This window comes from Streptomyces sp. NPDC002888 (genome assembly GCF_042888465.1).
In the GTDB taxonomy this organism is placed as follows: domain Bacteria; phylum Actinomycetota; class Actinomycetes; order Streptomycetales; family Streptomycetaceae; genus Streptomyces.
Map to the genome: position 1 here is coordinate 1 of NZ_JBIAPU010000041.1, position 14,520 is coordinate 14,520.

At 66.8% G+C, this 14,520-nt stretch carries 12 protein-coding genes and 2 pseudogenes; 5 read left to right on the forward strand and 9 right to left on the reverse strand.

Features of this window, described 5'->3' with window-relative positions; genetic code table 11:
- The coding region (locus ACFYWX_RS43155) for a hypothetical protein (protein ID WP_389430797.1) at positions 1–181 on the forward strand (181 nt) is incomplete at its 5' end.
- Positions 182–596: 415 nt separating this feature from the next.
- Here ACFYWX_RS43155 and ACFYWX_RS43160 read toward each other — a convergent pair.
- Positions 597–1,034 carry a GNAT family N-acetyltransferase gene (locus tag ACFYWX_RS43160; RefSeq protein WP_389430798.1) on the reverse strand — a complete coding sequence of 146 codons (438 nt, stop codon included), beginning with the start codon at positions 1,032–1,034 and terminating at the stop codon, positions 597–599.
- Positions 1,035–1,257: 223 nt separating this feature from the next.
- Between ACFYWX_RS43160 and ACFYWX_RS43165 the strand changes: the two are divergent.
- Positions 1,258–1,527 (forward strand): annotated as a pseudogene (locus ACFYWX_RS43165) (hypothetical protein); the annotation flags it as partial.
- A gap of 28 nt (positions 1,528–1,555) precedes the next feature.
- Here ACFYWX_RS43165 and ACFYWX_RS43170 read toward each other — a convergent pair.
- From ACFYWX_RS43170 to ACFYWX_RS43190, 5 genes and pseudogenes are all read right to left on the reverse strand, one after another.
- Positions 1,556–1,903, reverse strand: coding sequence for a transposase (locus tag ACFYWX_RS43170; RefSeq protein WP_389430799.1), 348 nt, complete (start codon positions 1,901–1,903; stop codon positions 1,556–1,558).
- A 302-nt stretch (positions 1,904–2,205) separates the two neighbouring features.
- Complete coding sequence (locus tag ACFYWX_RS43175) at positions 2,206–3,012, reverse strand: transposase family protein (protein ID WP_389430801.1); 807 nt, start codon at positions 3,010–3,012, stop codon at positions 2,206–2,208.
- 80 nt (positions 3,013–3,092) lie between these two features.
- Positions 3,093–3,908: a class I SAM-dependent methyltransferase gene (locus ACFYWX_RS43180; protein WP_389430898.1), complete on the reverse strand. Its 816-nt coding sequence runs from the start codon at positions 3,906–3,908 to the stop codon at positions 3,093–3,095.
- A gap of 250 nt (positions 3,909–4,158) precedes the next feature.
- Positions 4,159–5,615: pseudogene (locus ACFYWX_RS43185) on the reverse strand (NF041680 family putative transposase).
- A 138-nt stretch (positions 5,616–5,753) separates the two neighbouring features.
- Positions 5,754–6,536 (reverse strand): phosphotransferase enzyme family protein, encoded by a 783-nt coding sequence (locus tag ACFYWX_RS43190; protein ID WP_389430802.1) that lies wholly within the window; start codon positions 6,534–6,536, stop codon positions 5,754–5,756.
- A gap of 175 nt (positions 6,537–6,711) precedes the next feature.
- Here ACFYWX_RS43190 and ACFYWX_RS43195 point away from each other — a divergent pair, with 175 nt between their 5' ends.
- Positions 6,712–7,380 carry a Type 1 glutamine amidotransferase-like domain-containing protein gene (locus ACFYWX_RS43195; RefSeq protein WP_389430803.1) on the forward strand — a complete coding sequence of 223 codons (669 nt, stop codon included), beginning with the start codon at positions 6,712–6,714 and terminating at the stop codon, positions 7,378–7,380.
- A 504-nt stretch (positions 7,381–7,884) separates the two neighbouring features.
- On the opposite strand, the gene ACFYWX_RS43200 is transcribed toward ACFYWX_RS43195, so the two are convergent.
- The gene (locus ACFYWX_RS43200) at positions 7,885–8,517 is read right to left on the reverse strand and encodes a hypothetical protein (protein ID WP_389430905.1); all 633 of its coding nucleotides are present in this window, start codon (positions 8,515–8,517) and stop codon (positions 7,885–7,887) included.
- Between the two features lie 103 nt (positions 8,518–8,620).
- Between ACFYWX_RS43200 and ACFYWX_RS43205 the strand changes: the two genes are divergently transcribed.
- Positions 8,621–10,525 carry a serine/threonine protein kinase gene (locus ACFYWX_RS43205; RefSeq protein ID WP_389430804.1) on the forward strand — a complete coding sequence of 635 codons (1,905 nt, stop codon included), beginning with the start codon at positions 8,621–8,623 and terminating at the stop codon, positions 10,523–10,525.
- 2,431 nt (positions 10,526–12,956) lie between these two features.
- Here the strand turns inward: ACFYWX_RS43205 and ACFYWX_RS43210 are convergent.
- Positions 12,957–13,262 (reverse strand): helix-turn-helix domain-containing protein, encoded by a 306-nt coding sequence (locus ACFYWX_RS43210; protein WP_389430806.1) that lies wholly within the window; start codon positions 13,260–13,262, stop codon positions 12,957–12,959.
- A gap of 65 nt (positions 13,263–13,327) precedes the next feature.
- Between ACFYWX_RS43210 and map the strand changes: the two genes are divergently transcribed.
- Positions 13,328–14,095 carry a type I methionyl aminopeptidase gene (gene map / locus ACFYWX_RS43215; RefSeq protein ID WP_389430808.1) on the forward strand — a complete coding sequence of 256 codons (768 nt, stop codon included), beginning with the start codon at positions 13,328–13,330 and terminating at the stop codon, positions 14,093–14,095.
- On the opposite strand, the gene ACFYWX_RS43220 is transcribed toward map, so the two are convergent.
- The gene (locus ACFYWX_RS43220) at positions 14,082–14,318 is read right to left on the reverse strand and encodes a hypothetical protein (RefSeq protein ID WP_389430899.1); all 237 of its coding nucleotides are present in this window, start codon (positions 14,316–14,318) and stop codon (positions 14,082–14,084) included. The two genes, map and ACFYWX_RS43220, sit on opposite strands and share 14 nt — an antisense overlap.
- Positions 14,319–14,520 lie beyond the last annotated feature (202 nt).

The following is a 14,520-nucleotide window of genomic DNA, read 5'->3' on the forward strand; positions in this document are numbered from 1 at the left end:
GCTCGAACAGCTCCCACATCTCATCCGGCACCAGGCGCTCAACGATCCCCACGAAGACACACTATCTACCGGACCAAATGAGACGACCTCTAAGGCCGGCGACGACGGCGTCGAGGTACTGGCCGAGGCCGGTGACGAAGGAGTGCAGGGCGGGAAGATCGTCGGCCTGGGACACTTCTGATCCACTGATTAAGGTGCCGTCCCTGCCGGTTGTTCATCAACTCGGCGAACGCGCGGACGTGGTGGGCAGTGCGGTTGAGGGCGGGACAACGGGCCAGGATCACCTTGAGCTGCTGGGCCTGGTCGTCGGTGAGGCGGTCGGGATGGCGGGTGAGCCAGCTGGTCACGTTCCTCACTGACGGCGCCTTGCGGGGCGGGCCGTGCGGGAAGGTCTCGCGGAGCCTGGCCACGTAGACCTTCACGACGTTCTCGCCGCCGGGGTAGCCGCACTCGCGGACTTCCTCGAACAGGCGACGGGCGACGGGCGACGGGCGACGGGCGACGGGCGACGGGCGACGGAACCACGATTCAGCCGACGCCGACACGCCCACACCCCGGAGCAGGAGATAGGGGGCCGCTTACGGCTCTATCAGCAGTCAGCTGTCGATCTGGAAGCGGTAGACCGTGGACTGTCGGGCCTGAAATCCAAGACGTTCATACAGTCGGTTCGCCGCCGCACGATCCTGTCGGGAGGTGAGATCAACCGTCCGGGCACCTGCTTCCCGGGCGATCCGCAGAGCCTCTTGAGTGAGAAGGCCGGCGACTCCCTGTCCTCGCGCCGCAATGTCAACGACCACATCTTCGACGCGGGCCCGCAAGCCGGACGGCAACGGCAACAACACCAGTGTCAGAGTGCCGACGATCGCGTCAGGCGTTCGGGCGACCAGCAACGTATTGGCATCACAGTTCACCATCCGGTCGATGGCATCGTGGTCAAGAGGCTTGGCGGTCGAAGACAGCTGCGGAAGCAACCTGCTGAAAGCGTCGACGAGCCCTTGACTCGCCTCCCGGATGATCTCTACTCGGACGTCCATGTCGGGAGCCTATCCGGCGCCTGCCGCCCCCTTCCAGAGCCACATTCCGCAGGTCCGACCCTACGGAGCGGGGACGCATCGGGGAACCTGACAAGTTGTCTGTCAGTTCTCAGTGCTGTTGTCGTACCGAACCTGAGGACGGCGTTTTCGCTGTTCAGGCATAGGCCCGGTGATTCCGTGGGAGTGGTGGCCTGTCGTGTCATCGTTTCTGGAGAGTCCGTGGATGCCGTCGGTCGTGGGGTTGCTGGAACAGCGTGAGCTCGCTGCCCGCCGTCGGGTGGACGAGCTGCGGGAGGAAGCCGACCGGCTCCAGGCCGAACTGGCCATGGCCGAACGGGATTGGAAGGAGTGGGCCATCGCCCGCTCGCGGGTCGGCGAGGTGCTGGCTCCGGTGGACAAGAAAGAAGACCACGCCCGAACCCGGCGGATGATGCAGGCCCAGGTACAGGCTGAGGAGACACCTTCGCCAGCGGCCCGACCTGCGAATTCACAATGAAATAGATCAATGAACTGGCAGCGGTTCACCAGGTCGTCTCTTGTGCGAAAAACTTCGTCGCCTTGCGCAGGATGTCCCGTTCGGTGGCCAGTTTCTGGTTCTCCTTGCGCACGGTCTTCAGTTCCGTACGCAGGGCCGCTATCTCGGCCTCCAGCTCCTGCCTCGTGGCCTCGCTCACCGGGACGTCCTTCGTGTTCGTGCTCGTGGCGCCGCTTGGACCGCGGCGGGCCCGCTCGGCCCGCACCCGATTGCGCAGCGTCTCCCGGCTGATCCCCAGGTCCTTGCCGATGCCCTCGAAGGTATGGCTCGGGTCCGACAGGTACAGCGCGACCGCGTCCGCCCTGAACTCGGGCGAGTAGACCTTCATCACCATAAGAGATCTCTCCTCCCCGGCCCCTGGTGGGGCCGGGCTCAGAGGTGTCCACCACTCGGGGACAGGCCCTTAGAGCTCCCGTGGTTACCTGCGCCGACGCGGCATCGAGCAGACCATCCCGAAGAAGACTGACCAGCAGCGACACAGGCACAACCGCGGCCGCCGCGGCGGCCGACCACCAGCGTTCGACCGGCACACCTACCGCCAACTCAACATCGTTGAACGCTGATTCAACCGGCTCAAGGGCTTCCGCGGCATCGCAACCCGATACGAAAAGACCGCCACCTCCTACGAAGCGGCGGTCACACTCGCGTCATTCCTGCTCTGGGCAAGATCCGTTTGAAGTCGGACTCTAGCCTAACGAGCTCGTGCATGGTTGGCGGTGGCGCGTCGAGGAGCGCGGTTTGCCCTCGGGGTTCACATGTGCGGATCGCCGGGAGTGGTGGCGGCCTGCTGGAGCCGGCGTCGGCGAGGATCTCCACCGCTGGCCCGTTGGCCAGGAGCGTGACCAGGCCCAGTTGCCGGGCATGGGTGATGCCCGCGCAGCTGGCCGGCTCGGCCGGGCTGCAGAACAACACCCGGCCGTCGGCATCCGTGACGACCATGGACTTGACGGCGTTCTGCTTGTTCTTCCCGGAGATGAACTTCTCCCGGTCCTTGCGTCCTGCGGCCGGGCGGCGGACCCGGATCTCGGTGCCGTCGATGATCCCGGTCCGTCCACTCGCACCGAGATGGCCGACGACCTCGGCGAGCGTGCGCAGTCGGATGCCGGGCGCGACGGTGCAGCCGCGGCCCGCCAGCAGGGGCCGTACTTCACCGATTGCGCGCGTGATGGTGGAGCGGTCGACGCCGAACCAGCAGGCCAGTACGTCGTGAGTGGCGCCGTGGCGGAGGTGGACGAGCGTGGCCAACAGGCGGTCGACGAAGACCAGTTTATGTTTCGCCCCGGCACCCACGGCCCGGCGCCGGGGGCGTGCCGTGAGCACGGCCTGGTGCCGCTCGTGCCACAACGGGCCGATCTCGATGATGAGTTCGGCGATCACATCGGACGTCAGCCCTGTGATCCGCTGGCTATGGATGATCACTGCACGCGCCTGGTTCCCCGCCACACAGACCATGATCAACGATCACCGTCTTCAACGCGCCACCGCCAACCATGCACGAGCTCGTTAGGGAACCGGGAGGCGCTCTACCGGCGGACCGCCGAGATCAGTCCGCCGGGCCGCTCCTCGCGCTGCGGCGGGGTGCTGATCGGGCGGCCGTAGGCGGCAGCGCGCTCGCACAGGGTGTGGCTGCCGGCCTCCCAGCCGTGCCCGGCCAGCCAACCCACCGGGTCGTCGGGCATCTCCGAGACCCACATGGACGCCGCCGATCCCGGCACGGCGTCCACGCCGAAGCGCTCGATCACGCCGCGCGAGCCCAACGTCAGCCCCATCCGACTGCCTGCCGCCGACTGCGCGCTGATCCGGGCCAGCAGCAGCTCCACCGCGTCCTCGGGCAGATAGATCAGCAGTCCTTCGGCGATCCACACGGTCGGCACCGCCGGGTCGTGCCCTGCGGCGGCCAGCGCGCCTGGCCAGTCCTCACGCAGATCCACCGCGACGGTGATCCGCTCGCAGCGTGCGACGGCCCGCTCCTGGCGCAGCACCGAAGCCTTGAAGTCCAGTGGCGCGGCGGTGTCGACCTCGAACAGCCGGGTGCCCTCGGGCCAGTCGATCCGGAAGGCCCGGCTGTCCATGCCGGCGCCGAGCAGCACGACCTGCCGGACCCCGGACGCGGAGGCCTGCTGCAACAGGTCGTCGAGGAACTTCGTCCTGATGACGATGGAGTACGACACGGCCAGTCGGCGGCGTCGCGCGGCCTCGTCATCGGGCAGCGGCGGCGAGGAAGGCCACAGGCCGCCGGCGGTGGCGAAGGCCTGTGCCAGTGGGTCGCGGAACAGCGCGTTCTCCCGCTCGGTCTCCAGCGCCCGCACCCTGGCCACCCCCACCGCCGTGGCCCACACTCCCGACGGCTGCACCCGCTCCTGCTCATCAGTCACCGCGCCAGCCTAGATGATCGATTCCAAGAGGCCCGATGAGTGGAGCCAGGTTCATGCGCGGCCAGCCGGTCATGCGCGCACTGACCGTCTACGACCACTGAACCCCTTGGAATCGATCACCTAGATCCGGCACACCATCGATCATGTCGGCTCAACGAGTCGTCCACCAGCTCGTCACCGGTCCCAGATCAGAAACAGTTACTCAGCTTGTTCTTTATGGTCTGAGTCGGTTTCGTTCGGTGATGCTCTCGGGTCGTTTCACGGTCTTGCCCACGTCGTAGCGGGTGGCGGGCCGCCGGTTCTTCGAGCCAGGTGGCCTTCCCGGGCCGGGTGTTGAGGGTTTCGGTGCACGGGCGGGGCAGGACAGGTGCGGCCGGAGGTTCCGAAACCCCCGGCGGACGCGGGCCGGGGTGAGTCGGCCGGGCTCGGCCGGCTTCTCCCACGGCCGCCGCAGGTCGGCGGCCGCGCCGCGCAGAAGGCGGATCTGGGTGTGCGCGGCGATGATCAGCCAGGTCCAGCGCTCGCCGGCTTCGGGGGTGCGCAGCTTCGGACGGGTCCACCCGAGGGTCTGTTTCATCAGCCTGAAGAGATGCTCGATGTCGAACCTCCTCAGGAACGCCTGCCAGCGCACGTCGGCGTCCTCGCTGTTCAGGCCGGTGGCGGACGAACAGAGCCAGAGCGGGAGGGGATCGCCTCCGCCGGGCAGGCGGTCGACCTGGAGGCGGATCAGCGTGCCTTCGATGATGGGGAGTTCGCCGGTGTGGTCGATCCATGCGGAGCGGGTGGTCAGGCGGGGGTGGATGCGGTCCCAGGCCATCGCGCGGGCGGTGCCGTACCGGTCGGTGACCTGCACGGTTGCCGCGTCCGGCTCGCCCCAGGTCTCCGGCCTGGCGAAGCGGAACTCCTTGCCGTGCTTCGGCGGTCGCCCGCCCTGGGGATAGGCCGGGGCGTACTCCTTGAGCGAGGGCGTCGGCCGTCGCATGACGCGGTCGGAGCGCATCCGTCCCAGTACCTCGACCGGGAGGCCGGTCAGGAGGTGGGCCATGCGCGGGGCGTCGTAGCCGGCGTCGAAGACGATGAGGATGTCGCGGTCGCCCAAGTTGCCAGCGGCCCATCTCGATCAGGTCCTCGACCACCCGGCGGAGCGGGGCGGCAGTGACCTCGGCGACGTCGTCCTCGGGTCCGAGACGCACGGCGTCCAGGAGCTGGCACCAGGATGTGCGGCCCGATTCGAAGGCGGCGACGAAGGAGTACGGCCAGCCGGGGATGAACTGGTCCGAGGAGCGTCCGCTGCGGCCGTAGACGTGACAGAACAGACGGTCCGCGCTGGTCGGCGCGTCCGGGCGCAGCCAGTTGCTGACGTCGGCCGCCAGGACCAGGCGCCCGTCGGCGGCCCGCGGCATCGGCAGACCGGCCAGCACCTGCCGCAACCGGGGCACGTCCACACTCCCGCAGTTCAACGCCTCATACATCGCGCCGTGCCCGCGCCGGTGCTCGGCCACCAGCGTCAGGTCCCACCGGCGAGGTCACCGGACCGTCCGCGCACAACAACGCGTCCACGAGGTCGAACAGTTCGTCCCCGCGCGCGGTCAGGCAGTCGAATAAGTCCTCCCGGAAGCGTGACGCTTGCGCGAACGCCTCCCCGGGACCGGTGGCAGGCAGCAGACTCACCCTCACGGCCTTCGTCTCGATCGGTGCACCTTGGTCGGAGCACATGATCAGGCGAAGGCCGCTTCAATGTCCGGCGAATGCCCAGGTGAGTGATCCAGTTCGAGATGTCGTTCGATGCCAGGCACGGGCGCTGATGCCTCAGCTAGCGAGCAGGGCCTGCATCCACTGGTCTTCGCGTTGCTCGATGTATTCGGCGTCGTTTCGCCAAGCGTCGCCGTGGCCTTCAGCCCACAGCCTTGCCCAGGGCTGGGCTCCTTGGGCTGCCTGGTCGCGCAGGAAGTCGTGCATGGAACGCGTACGGCGCCCCAGTAGAGGCACCAACCGACGGCGTTCGGACTCAGCCAGCCCGTAGGCGTCGGCGAAGACTCGCAGTCGGTCCGCCGCGTCCGGGCTCTGCCAGTCCGGATGCGCGGACAGCGGGATGAACCCGTGAATGGCGTATGCGACATCGCACAGGCGCGAGCCGGGACCTGCAGCGTCCCAGTCGATGAAGGCCCACCGCGCCTCGTCTGCGACCACGAGGTTCCAGGGGGCCAGGTCGTTATGGGCGATGATGTCACTGCCCTCAGCGGGGATCAGCGTCTGCCACCGCGCATCGGAGGGCGCCGTGAAGTCCTGCACGGCGTCGTGGAAGTCCCGGATCAGCCGTGCCACGCGAGCCAGTTGTCGAGCGGGTTCCATCAGCGAGAACCGGTCGGGCCAGACCACATCTCCCGGCATGAAGGTCAGGACCTCACGCCCCTGATCGTCAATGCCGAGCGGACGAGGCGCCGCGCCGAATCCCACCTCGTGCAGGTGGGCAAGCAGGGCATGCACAGCGGGAGTCCATGGTCCGGTCGGACGGCGAACGGTGTCCCCGACGCGAACGACACCATCACTGACGTTGCCACCGGCCAAAGGCTGTTCATCATCGTGCCGCATCGAACCAGTGTGTCGGATCAGCTCGTCATGATCACCCCATTAAGGGGGAGCGTCAGAGTAGGGACGGAGGTTAAAGAACAAGTTGAATGCCTGTTCCTGATGCGGCCATGCCATGACGGTATTGGTGGATCCTGGGTTTGTTGCGCGGGCCCGTGAGTCGTGCTTGGCTCGCTCGATGAACTTTCTGTTGACGGCGAGTGGCCTGCGTAACGAGTCGCTGAGGGATGCGCTGCGGGACATGCTGGGAAAGCCGTTCGGATCGGCGAACGTCGTGTACGTTCCCACGGCATCAGTCGCCGAGCCCGGGGACCATGGGTGGTTCGTCGCGGACATGAACCGGCTGCACGGCCTCGGCTGGCGAGAGTTCGACGTCCTGGAGCTGAATGGCCTGCCCCGGCAGATGGTGCTCGACCGGCTGCTCCACGCCGACGTCATCTATGTTGGGGGCGGCAGCCATTACCACCTCGCGCGCAGCATCACCGGCAACGGCCTGGCCGACGGCTTCCTGGAGGCGCTGGAGAGCCGGGTCTATGTGGGGTTCAGCGCCGGATCAATGATCTTCAGCCGTAATCTCACCGGACACTCTGCCGACGTCATCGGGGACACCAGGGACCTCCACGTGCTCGGCGCGACGACCGTGGAGCCGCCGTTCGGCCTCTTCGACTGGTATCTCAAGCCTCACCTGTACTCGCCGGATTTCCCCGAGCGGGACGACGCCTGGGCTGATCGCATCGCTGCGCGAACGGACTTCCCGATCTACTTCATCGACGACGAGACGGCCGTTCGTGTCAGGGACGGCAAGGTGGATGTCATTTCTGAAGGCCGGTGGCGGTTCCATCCGTGACTCAACGCGTGGTGGGGAGCCCCGGACAGGGCAGTGCGGCGCCCAGGGGCGCGCTGATGCGGAGCTGCCGTTGTTCGACCCGGCGTTGTTCGTAGGCCGCCCGGCGGCAGTGGCTTGAGCACCATTTCAGTGGACGTCCCAGGGAAGCTGTGAGGAGTGGACCACCACAGATCCCGCAGTCTTGTCGGCGGAACCCTCTGAAGAAGGCGTTCCGGCAGATACTTGAGCACCATCGAAGGTCGTTGTCCGAGCCGAGGTGTTCACCGCGTTGCTGGCAGTTGGACGTGCTGGGCGGCCAGAGTTCGGGTGCCCGCCTGGGATCGCGTCGCAGGCGGGCTGCCTCTCGGCATCGTTGGGAACACCAGCGAGCCGAACGCCCGGTCACCTGGACTGTGATCTGGGAGACGATCAGATGTCCGTCGCATCCGATGCAGCGGCCCCGAACTCCCGACCGCCTTGCTGGCTTCGGCGGCGTCGCACCGGTCCCGCGTGACTCCGGCAAGATCAGCGGGAACCTGCGGCGCCCGCAACGCTACAACCGCCCACCGCGCGGCCGCGCCCCGCGAGCCGGTCGACTGGGCGAAGGTCGGGCGTCGCTCGGTCCGCCGGCGTGCCCACGGCATGACCCACCCGGAGGCGGCGGCCGCCCTCGAGGAAGCCCGGCTGCAGCGGCACCTCGAACGCGACCGCGAGGACCTGGCCGACGATGAGCGCGGCCCGGCCGAACGTGCGGAGTGGGCGCGCATCGTGCAGCTGCTCGCCAACTCCGGCGGCGTGTACGCCCCGGACGCCGACGCCGTGGTCCAGGACGAGCTCGCGGCAGACGCCGAACGCGAGCGCGAGAAGCAGCTGGAGGAGGAGAAGGGCCTCCAGGAGGAGGAAGCCGAAGCCGCCCGCCGTGCCGCGCTCGCCCCCGACGTCCTGCGCCACGCCCTGCTGCGCACCCTGACCCGCACCGGCCTCCTGGGCTCGCTGAGCGAGGACGAGCGGGCCGCCGTCAAGCCGCTGCCCGACTCCGACCCCGCGGCCGCGCTCGCCGTCAACGCCCTGCTGGCCCGCGCGCACCAGGCCGACGCCGGCCTTCGCTCCGGGGACCGCGTCGCGATGGGCGACGCCGACCAGGCCCGGCTCCCTCACGTGCGCTCGGGCCGCCTGGGCGGTGGCGCAAGTGACGCGGCGGTGTCACGATTCGCAGATCGTCCAAGTGCGCTTTGTACCGGGGGTGTTGAGAGTGCAGGCGTTGGCCGAAGACGATCCGCGGCAGGTGGGCGAGTACGAGCTGGTACGCCGCTTGGGTGTGGGCGGCATGGGCCGTGTGTATCTCGGGCGGTCGCCGACCGGTCAGTGGATCGCGGTCAAGATGGTGAAAGCAGAGTGGGCCGACACTCCGGGTTTCCGGCAACGGTTCGAGCGCGAGGTCCGTGCGTCGCTGGCGGTTTCCGGGCCGGGCACGGTGCAGGCGCTGACCAGCGACCCGGCCGCGCCCGTGCCCTGGCTGGCCTCCGACTACGTCCCGGGGCCCTCCCTCGACGAGGCTGTGCGCGGGCATGGTCCGCTGCCCGGACCCGCTTTGTGGCGGCTGCTGTCGGGGCTTGCCGAGGCCCTGGGCACGGTGCACGCGTGCGGGCTGGTTCACCGCGACCTCAAGCCGGCGAACGTGTTGCTGTCCTCCGACGGACCGCTGCTGATCGACTTCGGGATCGCCCGCGCCGCCGAAGACGCAGCACTCACAAGAACAGGTTTCCCCATCGGTACGCCCGGCTACATGTCGCCGGAGCAGTGGCGGGGGCGGGGGCGAGGGTGGGAGATAGGGGGCGCCAGCGACGTCTTCTCGCTCGGCGTGGTCCTGGCGTTCTCAGCTACTGGGCGTAATCCGTTCGGCTCTGGAGCGGGGGTGGACTATCGGATCGTGCACGAGGAGCCGGACCTGAGCGGTGTGCCGGACGACCTCGCGGCGGTTGTGCGCGAGTGCCTGGCCAAGGATCCCGGGCACCGTCCCTCCCTCGAGGAACTGCGTGCATGGACGGAGGAGCACGGCACCGACACCGCACACTGGCCGCCCGCCTCCATCGCGTCGGAGATTGCCCGAAGGAGCGAGCAACTGCTCAGCCTGGAGGCCGCCGATCGCGACGCGGGGCCGGGACATGACGGAGGCCGGGTACCACCAAGCACTGCGGCTGTTCCCCCCACCGAGGCCGTTCCCCCGACCACCGTCGTCCCCCCGACCGCCGACCTGCCAACGGCCACAGCGGTCCCGGCGGTACCCGTTCCGCCACCGGTCATGGAAGATTCCACGATCGTCGACCTGCCAACAGCCACAGCAACCCCAAGTGCACCGAGCGACGCATCGGTCACCCTCGACCCACCGGCCACGGTTGAACCACTGACCGCCATCGCCCCACCAGCTGGCCCCGCCCCACCAGCGGGCTTCGGCAGTCGGCCCGGCTTCACCGCCCCGACGCACTCAAGCCCACCGCCGCCCTCGCGAGCGCCGTCCTCCAGGCCGTCCGTCGAAGGAGCGAGGGTGTCGACAGGCACGGCACCAGCCAGTGGCCCAGAAGAGCAGGTTTGGATAGCGCCCTGGGTGCGCAGCTGGGCGCTGGGCCACCCGCTGCTGAGCCTGTTCGGCTTGCTGCCGATGTCCGTCCTGTTGGTAGCGGGACCTGGCCTCAAGGCGCAGGCCCGCGAGCATCCGACGACAGACAAGGACAGTCGTTGGTGGCAGGAACTGCACCACTGGGCGATGGACGACGACGGGTGGCGGGTGCCATGGACGGTGGTCCTCATCGTCGCCCTGGTAGCGCTGCAGTACTTCCGTGCACGACTCGAGCGCTGTTCCGTGGACGGCATCCGGACCTGGACCGCGGCCACCGGCGGGTTCTGGCTGTTGTGGTCGGTCATGGTGCCGCAGACCATGTTCTGGGTCATGGGGGTGGGCGACGCTGCCGAGGAAGAACTGCTGAGCGATTGGTTGGTCAACACCGTGAATGTCACATGGTGCGCTCTGTTGGCCATCACGCTGGCGGCGCCGTTCACTGCGGTGGCGGGTGTGATCCGCGTGCTGCGCGGATTCTTCGGTGACGTAGGGCGACCCCAATGGCCTACCGTGGTGGCCGGAATGGGCAGACACTCGTCTCATGGCTGACACGGCGGCGTTTGCCCGGGACTACGGTCTGCGGGCCATCCGCGGCCTTGGGAAGCTCCACGGGGGCGGCGGGCTTCGTACAGCCGCCCGTCCTGATCAGCCCGCAGACGGCCTCGCCGGAGATGTCCTACGAAGCGATGAAGCCGCGTATCCCAATCAGCAAGCCGGAGGTCCTGCGGACGTCACCCCGAAGGAGAATCTATGAACGCTGCGCCGGGCTCGACATAAATAAGGGAACTCACCACCTGGGGGCAGGCGTGGGAGGAGCAGGCCGGCATCGCCAACGGCGGGCGTTCCACCGAGCCTCGGGCGCCCGGAGCTGGTTGACCCAGCGTGATCGTCACGCGTCTGTCTCGTCTCACTGAAGGTTGACCGTTCCCAGCGAACTTTTGAGCGGGTCGAGCGCGGCGGGGCCGTCAGGTATGTGGAGGACTGGGCACATTCAGTTCATGAGCGAGACGCACCGGCCTGGACCGCGCGATCGTCGCGATCAGCGTCAACCCCGAGCTGGGCACCCCGGTGCCCGACACCCTGCTGCGCGACTACGTCGACGACGTCGACGGGGTCCGCGTCATCTACTACGTCACGACCCTTCGACCGCTCATTATCTAGGGTTGTCAAGCAAACCCGCTGGTAGTTGGCGTGCATGCCTATGAGCCAAATGAGGCAAGTACGAGCCTCGTTCGGAGCCCCGCCAGAAGGCGACGGGCCGGTACCCAGCGCGACTCGCTGTACGTGCTAAAGCGCCACAGTTGGCGGAACCTGCCACTGGTGTTCGACGTCGACGGAACCGCGCTGCACAGCCATGCAACCAGCCGAATACATTCAGCTAACGCAGCAAGGGCGCGACCCAATACTCCAGTTGCAGGCCAGGAAGACAAGTTCCAAACTGAAGCTACTCATGGGAAACCCGCTCCTGTAGGAGACTTCAGCTATGGCCACAATCCATCAGCAGAAAGACTACTGGGTGACATCTCCTTCCATTCTTCCCGGAAGTGCATACTGGCTCGGTTGGACAGTATCCGACTCCTCCGCCATAGGCACATGGACCATGACCGGGACTCCTGCCGACTTCCCATCCGGGGACTACACAATGTCGGTTCGGGAGGTCCATGTTACTCGGCACACCTACAAGGTGGGCGACGTTCAAGCCGTTGACGTCTACGTCGGGGCAAACTTCAACAATACCGGAAGTCGGCCAATTTCGGCTTGGTACACAGTCCAGACTCGCGTCAGCTAGTTCAGCAAAGCATCCACCCGCTGATCTCGGGCCACCCGTGAAGATTAAGAGGGTCGGTCCGCGCACTGAAAGAATAGCACGGAGAGATGAATCCTAGTGAAGGAGGCGGGCCTCCGCGATGAAGTTTACTGCCATTCACGACCGTCACGGAAACATCGAAACCCTAGTCGCTAGTAGCGATGGTTCATCGTCACCGCGAACGGAGATGAAGTCAGGTCAGTACTGCACGGAAATTAGCGGTTCTGACATACCGGAAGCTCCTGGGGACGGTATGAAGGATGAAGAGATATTCGAACATCTGAGGGAAATGCTCACGAACTACCGGGTCGATACAGAACACGCTCCGCCGAAGTTCACGCGGAGATCGTGACATTGTCCCGACCACCCCTCCAGATAGGGCGCCTTGGTGATCTCCACTCGGCGAGTCGTGGGCGCCGCGTCTGACACTTCGCCGGAGCGACAAACGGCCTAGAACACGCCCCCGTTTCCAGCATGTCGCTATTGAGGTATTCCTGACCGATTCCGAAGTGTGCAAATACCTGGTGGATCTCGGTCAACGTCAGGGAAGACATCAAAGACTTATAGTATCCGGTGCTAACACCTCCCCCCTGAAACTCAAGGGAGCCGACAAACGCTTGAAAGTCGGGCTCGGGGAGTTTGGCGAAAACTCCATCCTTTTCGTTGGCTCGAAGCTCATATAGGTCATCCTTCGACCGAACGATCCAATCCGCATCACTCTCGACCAGGGCGCGGTACCCTTCGCCGTTTTTTGCGAGCTTCGACTTGTCGATGGGAGCGATTTTCATCTCGTGAGCCTCCAGGCTGACTACAGGGTGGACGGCGGCGGGCCGGAGACTCGCATGTCATGGCCACCGACTGCCGGGAACTGGCCTGCGCTCGGGTCCCGCATCCCAGCCTCGGGCCTGCGGAGCCGTCCCGCATTTGATGTACGTCCCTTCAGGTAGGGGATATCCGTGGCGGTCAGCTACGCCGTAGAGGTGCGTCCTGCCCTGGCCCATCAAGAGGAGGCCCCTAGCCTCGATCGTTCATGAGTCCCCGTCGGTTTACTGACGGGGACTCATGAACGATCGAGGCTAGGCGGTGCTCGGGCTGGTCGACGAGGTGATCAGCGTGCGCGCAGGCGTACCGGCACAGCACGGTCAGTGAACCGCTGACTCTCTGAGTGCGGCGTTACGAAACCAGCAATGGATGCTGTGTGACAGGCAGGACCGACTGATCCTCGACGGTTCGCTCCGCCTGGCTAATCTCGGCCCAGACGGCGTCGAGAGACAGGCCGAGGGCGTCGGCGATCGCTGCGATGGTCGGGAAGGCGGGGGTAGCCACACGGCCGGATTCGATCTTCCGAAGAGTTTCCGGCGAGATGTGCGAAGCGAGCGCCACGTCCAGCATCGAGCGGCAACCCCGGGCTCGGCGGAGCAGGGCGCCAAGGCGCTGTCCGCGTTCTACCTCGGCGGGGGTGAGCGGCAACCTGACCATGACCCCATTCTAATACCGGTACAGTTAGACCGGGATAGTTATTGGACATACATGAGAGGTCCCCCATGATTGAGATCCTGAACTCCTCGCGGCTCGAGCGGGCGAGGGACACCGGCGCCTTGGTCGGAAACATCCTGCACACGCTGAAGCAGCGCAGCACGGTCGGGACGAACCTGCTGGACATCGACCAGTGGGCCAAGGAGATGATCACCGAGGCGGGAGCGCAGTCCTGCTACGTCGACTACGCGCCTTCGTTCGGGCGCGGCCCGTTCGGGCACTACATCTGCACGGCCGTCAACGACGGAGTGCTCCATGGGCGGCCTCACAACTACACGCTGGCAGACGGGGATCTGCTGACTCTCGACCTCGCCGTAGCCAGGGGCGGGGTGGCCGCGGATGCCGCGATCAGCTTTCTGGTGGGCAAGGCCAGGCCAGCGGAGAGCGTCGCGATGATCGAGACGACCGAACGTGCACTCGCCGCCGGCATCGCCGCCGCCAAGCCTGGGGCGCGCATCGGCGACCTCTCCCACGCCATCGGCACGGTCCTCAGCAAGGCGGGCTACCCGATCAACACCGAGTTCGGAGGCCACGGCATCGGCTCGACCATGCACCAGGACCCACACGTCGCGAACACCGGACGGCCCGGCCGCGGATACAAGCTGCGCCCCGGACTGCTGCTCGCCCTGGAGCCCTGGGTCATGGCCGACACTGCCACACTCGTCACCGACGCCGACGGTTGGACGCTGCGCAGCGCGACAGGCTGCCGGACCGCGCACAGCGAGCACACCATCGCCATCACCGACAGCGGAGCCGAAATTCTCACCCGACCGTAAGGGGGTAGCGCCGAGTCCGCCAGATGCGGCTTGAGCTGGAACTGCCGCCAGATCCGGCCCACGGTCGACTTCGACAGGCCACTGTGCTGCGCCATCGACGTTCGCGACCAGTAGTGGCGTTTTTCGGCAGCTGTTCCAGCGTGGTGACTACCACCACCTCCACCTGATCAACGCTGATGGTGGGCGGCCGGCCCGGCCGGGGCTCGTCGACCAGTCCGTCCAGCCGCTCGGCAAGGAAGCGTCGCCGCCACTTGCGGACGGTGTCCGCTGGTCACCCGCAGATCCCGGGCAACCGCGACGCTCGGCGGTACTTCCGGCCCGCACACGCCAGCACGATCCGGCGCCCGCAGAGCCAGGGCCTGGGCCGATGTCGCCCGCCGCGTCCACCGCTCCAACTCAGCCCGCTCGTCATCAGACAGCAGCAC

Coding starts and splice junctions, on each gene's coding strand:
- ACFYWX_RS43170 (WP_389430799.1), bottom strand. CDS start 1,903: ATGGTGATGAAGGTCTACTCGCCCGAGTTCAGGGCGGACGCGGTCGCG.
- ACFYWX_RS43190 (WP_389430802.1), bottom strand. CDS start 6,536: ATGCGGCACGATGATGAACAGCCTTTGGCCGGTGGCAACGTCAGTGAT.
- ACFYWX_RS43210 (WP_389430806.1), bottom strand. CDS start 13,262: ATGGTCAGGTTGCCGCTCACCCCCGCCGAGGTAGAACGCGGACAGCGC.
- ACFYWX_RS43195 (WP_389430803.1), top strand. CDS start 6,712: ATGAACTTTCTGTTGACGGCGAGTGGCCTGCGTAACGAGTCGCTGAGG.
- ACFYWX_RS43160 (WP_389430798.1), bottom strand. CDS start 1,034: ATGGACGTCCGAGTAGAGATCATCCGGGAGGCGAGTCAAGGGCTCGTC.
- map (WP_389430808.1), top strand. CDS start 13,328: ATGATTGAGATCCTGAACTCCTCGCGGCTCGAGCGGGCGAGGGACACC.